Source organism: Hydrocoleum sp. CS-953 (genome assembly GCF_002260545.1).
Taxonomy (GTDB): domain Bacteria; phylum Cyanobacteriota; class Cyanobacteriia; order Cyanobacteriales; family Microcoleaceae; genus Trichodesmium.
The window spans coordinates 1-4,123 of the sequence record NZ_LGSU01000661.1 but is presented as its reverse complement, the minus strand read 5'-3'; the positions used below and the strand labels follow the sequence as shown (position 1 = coordinate 4,123).

The following is a 4,123-nucleotide window of genomic DNA, read 5'->3' as shown; positions in this document are numbered from 1 at the left end:
AAATTTATACTATGAAAATCTGTGGTATTCTCAAACTTGAAACTATGAGCTGAAAAAAAGTCAAACATACAAATATTCCTAACTAAACAGAAATTTATGCAAATAATAGATTGGCTAATTGTTTTATTATACCTGATCCTCACAATGTGGATGGGATTATATTTATCTCGTAAAGGGTCGAAAAGTTTAGCAGATTTCTTTGTTTCTGGGCGATCGCTTCCTTGGTGGTTAGCAGGTACAAGTATGGCAGCTACAACTTTTTCTATAGATACCCCACTCTATATTACAGGAGTTGTGGCTAACCGAGGAATAGCTGGTAATTGGGAATGGTGGATTTTTGCTGTTTCTCATGTCATAATGATTTACATTTTTGCTAAAATGTGGCGACGTTCGGAAGTTATTACTGATGCGGAATTAACTGAAATTCGTTACGGCGGAAATATGGCAGCTATTCTTCGAGGGGTGAAAGCCTTTATCTTTGCTATTCCGATGAATTGTATTGCTATTGGCTATGCTATGTTAGCTATGGTTAAAGTTGTCGAAGCTATGGAAATTTGGCAAAGTTTAGGTATTGATGGTAGTGAAAATAATCTCAAATTATTTAGTGTTATTGGCGTAAGTATATTTGTTTTAATTTATGCTGGTTTATCTGGTTTATGGGGGGTAGTTGCTACAGATTTTTTCCAGTTTTTTCTAGCACTTTTTGGAGCAATTATTGTGGCAATTTTTGCTGTTAATAGTGTAGGTGGAATCCAAGAATTAATTACTAAAGTTCCTGAAGTAATGCCAGAAAAAGATATTTTATCTCTTTCACCTTTAACTATTGGTGGAAATGGTAATTCTTGGATTGGTTTTAGCAAAACAGCAGGCATAACTGCTAGTACATTTTTTGCTTATATTGCTATTCAATGGTGGTCTTGGAGAAGGAGTGATGGAGGGGGAGAATTTGTACAAAGATTTGCTGCTGCCAAAAATGAAAAGGAAGCAGAAAAAGCAGCTTGGTTATTTAATATAATGCACTATGTTATTAGAACCTGGCCTTGGATTTTAGTTGCTTTAGCTTCTCTTGTAATTTACCCTAATTTAGAAGATAAAGAATTAGGTTATCCCAAATTAATGATTGATTTTCTCTCCCCAGGAATTTTAGGTTTAGTTGTTGCTTCTTTAGTCGCAGCATTTATGAGTACGGTTTCTACTTCTATTAACTGGGGAGCTTCTTTTATTACTAACGATTTATATAGAAGATTTATTAAACCTGATGCAACTCAAGCACAATTAGTTTTAGTAGGGCGACTTTCTTCCATATTAGTAACAGTTTTAGGAGCTATTGCTGCATTTTTTGCTAAAGATGTAGCGACAGTATTTAGGTTAGTAATAGCTATCGGAACAGGTTCGGGATTAGTATTAATTTTGCGTTGGTTTTGGTGGCGGGTAAATGCAGCAGCAGAATTAACAGCTATTATCGCTAGCTTTTTTGTGGGGATGGCAACCAGTATAGTTCCCGCTTTCAAAATAGAAGATTTTGGTTTGCGAATTATCTTTATTACTATAACCGTGACAGTTTTATGGGTAGTCGCAATGTTAGTCACACCCCAAGAGTCTGATGCAACTTTAGAAGAATTTTATCGGCGATCACTTCCCGGAGGTCCTGGTTGGCAAAGACAAAGAGCAGCAACTGGTTTAGCTCCTGCACAAAATTTGGCTAAAGATTTACAAAAGGTTTTGGCATCTATATTATTATTGTTTGGAGCGTTGTTAGGGACTGGTGGTTTCCTGTTGCTCAAGCCAAACATTGGTTGGATATTCCTCATTATTGCTGTTTTCAGTGGGATGTGGTTACGACAACTCAATAAGTCGAAAATTTTACCCATGCCAAGACCAGGGTTAGATGATGACGACTTGTTGTAAATGACTTGTCAGTTAACAGTTATCAGTAACTCCAGCTTAACCTAATACTAAAGTTTATACGGAAATATCTTACAGCGGTTTTCATTTCAGTAGACCACAGTAGGGGCGTTTTACTGGCGCAAAGCTTTCCTATCGGAATGCTCCGCAAACGCTTTATATGTCGCGAAGCGTTAACGGAGTTGTGCGCTAGCTAAACGGCTGTCGCCGACATTAAAAGGCGAAGCCCATGCCGTCAGCAAAACGCCCCTACAGGGTTTTGGTTATGAAGATGTGGTTCATCAATCTGAAAAGCGCTGTAATAGTTTTCCATAGTATTTTACTGTAACTATCAAATTGGGTATAATTCAGGACTTAGGTATTTTTGAGTTGTAAACACTACACATCTATAGAACCCCTAAGCGTATCTCCAGAAAATAGGTCCTGGTGGAGAATTAATTGAGAAAAAATGGGTCAGGACTTACGCAAAGACACTATATATAGATATAGCGCATAACCAACAGAGCGATCGCTATAATTTTCAGAGAGCGATCGCCAAGTATTTCTGAGCCTTTCTAAGAGTGAGAAAAACTTAAATAGCTATCATTTTAATGGTAGGATGTTTGAGTTCAGATACTAGATATTTAGATAGTAATTGATGTTTGAGTTGATCAATAGTTTTTCCCAAAATGTCAGCTACTTTTTTCAAATGATTCCAGACCAACATAGAGCAAGCAATATGATTTTTTGGAATTTTTGCCAGACGACATTGACACAATTCTATTCCTGTTAACTGCTTGATTTCTCTGTGAAATTCTTCGATTTTCCATCTAGTCTGCGACTAGAATTATACATCATCTGTCGAAGATTGACTTAAGTCATTAGTCACAATATATTCTGTTCTATTGGCAGAAATAGTAGCCCAGAATAGCTTGACTTTTTTATCTCTTGGAAAACCTCTAATTTTTATTATTTTACCTGATGTTATTTCTGATTCATCCCAGGTTAATTTAGCAATACTTTTATATTTTTCTACACCACCAGTGTCATCCACTAAACGATTTATTTTTAAGGGGCAATAATAAATTTTTCGCATATTATCTATCAATGCCATTAATCTTGGCGTTGCATACCAACTATCCATCAATACAGTTTGAAATGGTAATTTATTCTCATTTACCACATTCAATATCATTTCTTCAACATGGTCTATTTTAGTTTTTTTGTCACTATCTGGATCATAAATACGATAATCTAGTATCCAAAATTGCTCGGTTTGGGGATTAAAATAAATACAATTAACTACTCCTATTCCTCGAATTACTTGATGTTCATTACCGCTATATTGTCGCCGCACAAGTTCAATTTTATTCGCCTATTTTTTATGAATTACTGTATCATCAAAAATTACGTATGCTTCTGTATCTTGGATAATTTCCTCTTTGACATTTTGCCATAAATCTTGTGCATTTAAAGATTCTACTCTTAAATAACGATTAATCGTATCATGGCTAATATTTTCTAGGTAATTTGCTAGGTTAGTTATAGTATAGTTTGTATGAGAATTTAGCAAATATTGGTATGGGATCAATATAATTAAAATTCATATTTTTAGCTCAAATCAACAATAATATTATTCTATAATAAGCACGAATATTTTGGCTCAATTTACGATCGATAGTCAAGCAACATCTACATAGAAGGTAAATAAACTATAAATGCCTATCTTTAGGTTCCTCACGAATTTTGTTGTTTAGGCGATCGCTCTCTAAAAAATTCTAGCGTTCGCTCTGTTGGCTATACACTATATATACTGTCTTGGCGTAAGTCCTGTGGGTAATAATTGATTTGATGATTGGATGAGTGGGAGATATCTAATACACCCCATCTCCCCATCTCTCCACACTCCCCTACTCCCCTACTCTCAATCTCTAATTTTAAAGTTCTATAACGTTATAGTTTTTGGAACCCATATAGAAGCCATTGGGTATCTTTGCAAAGCTGAGAGTTTTTGGCTCTTGAGTCAGGAGTCAAGAGATTGAGAAATAAAATAGGGAAAAAGGTAGAAAAATACCCCCATCTCCCCATACTCCCCATCTATAATTCGCGTATAGAACCCCTTCAGGGGTTCTATATAGTATAGTGTATCTGCGTAATATCATGTCCGCTGGTATCGGAGCGTGTAAACCCCAGGGTTAATAACTACAGGAAATTTAAGTTTTTTCTGGCTCTTAAACCT

Annotated in this window: 1 protein-coding gene and 1 pseudogene; one reads left to right on the top strand and one right to left on the bottom strand. The window is 35.7% G+C overall.

Annotation, left to right across the window (positions count from 1 at the left end):
* Positions 1-96: 96 nt before the first annotated feature.
* Positions 97-1,908, top strand: a complete 1,812-nt coding sequence (locus AFK68_RS07510; RefSeq protein ID WP_094672218.1) for a sodium:solute symporter family protein — start codon at positions 97-99, stop codon at positions 1,906-1,908.
* Positions 1,909-2,476: 568 nt separating this feature from the next.
* Here the strand turns inward: AFK68_RS07510 and AFK68_RS07505 are convergent.
* Positions 2,477-3,487: pseudogene (locus AFK68_RS07505) on the bottom strand (transposase).
* Positions 3,488-4,123: the final 636 nt, after the last annotated feature.